1 protein-coding gene is annotated in these 1,178 nt (G+C 37.9%); it reads right to left on the reverse strand.

Translation table 11 applies throughout. The features are described from left to right. Positions 1–62 precede the first annotated feature (62 nt). Positions 63–1,178: D-lactate dehydrogenase (dld, locus tag ACWD1Z_RS37725; RefSeq protein WP_451125467.1), on the reverse strand; the 1,116-nt coding region annotated here is incomplete at its 5' end.

Here is a 1,178-nt window from a genome sequence, read left to right on the forward strand (position 1 = left end):
GTAGGGGTCACTACAGAATCGACAAATGACGATAACGGTTATTTTTTAACAAACTTTTTATTCTAGTATTCGCCCCAATATTTAGACATTGTTTGTTTACCAACGCCAGGGTTGAAACTATTAGTTGGATCATTTTTCTTATAGTGCTTGATTAAGGCCGGTGCTGCCAAATATAGATGCCCAACATTGTGTTCGGCTGGATAAACAGCGTGACGCTCATCCAAAATTTTAAGCATTTCTTTTTTAAGTTCATGCGCATCGACGCCAGGTTTTAGAATATAATCCTGGTGCATAACGTGATCAAGTAAGTGACCATAATAAATTTTGTGTTCTATTTTGTCTTCAATCTCTTTAGGCAAATGCTCGAACCACTTATAATCATTACTTGCCAACGCTATATCTAGTGGCAAAATGTCAATACTATCCTGTTTTAATTCTTGATATCGAATCGCAACCCCAGCTGTTACATAGCGGTGAGTTGCCGCTTTACTGGTCTCATTGGCATCGGCTTCAAAGTAGTCGCCACTGGCTTTGTCAAAATAAGATTTGAGATACTCTCGCGCTTCTTCAATACCATTACCAGCCATTTTCAATTGTAGGTAATGGTCGTACTTTTCGTAATAATCATCTAACCGCTTTGGTATTTGATTAGGAAATAAATTACTTAATGTTTGAAGCAAACGATCTGGGAAATAAGGTTTGAAAAACGGAATGTGCTTCAAAAAGCGTTCGCCCCATGCTTTTAGCGCAAACATTTGGGGCAAATGACCCGTACCAATTTTTTCAATCACAATTAGTGAGTCTTTACCATATTTCTTGGCCAATTTATAAGCATTTTTATGCATATATTCACCAGAAACAGGCAATTCTTTGAATGTCGTCATAATATGGCGACGAATATCTTCCAACTCATCGGGATTATTCGTTCCAATGTAAAACATTTGTGTTTTTTTATCCATTGGGAATGTATCTAAGCGGACAGCCAATGCCGCAACGTGACCGGACGATCCAGATACTTCATACAATTCTTTAGGATTTGCATTGTATCGAATAGGCTTATCAGATTCAACGTCACGCACAACCTGTTCATGATGGAACATTGAACCATGATGTTCAGTAGCTGGTACTTGATTCAAATCAAAATTGCGGTTCTGCAAATTAGTAATAATCTCTTCGGG

The organism is Streptomyces sp. NPDC002784 (genome assembly GCF_053592135.1).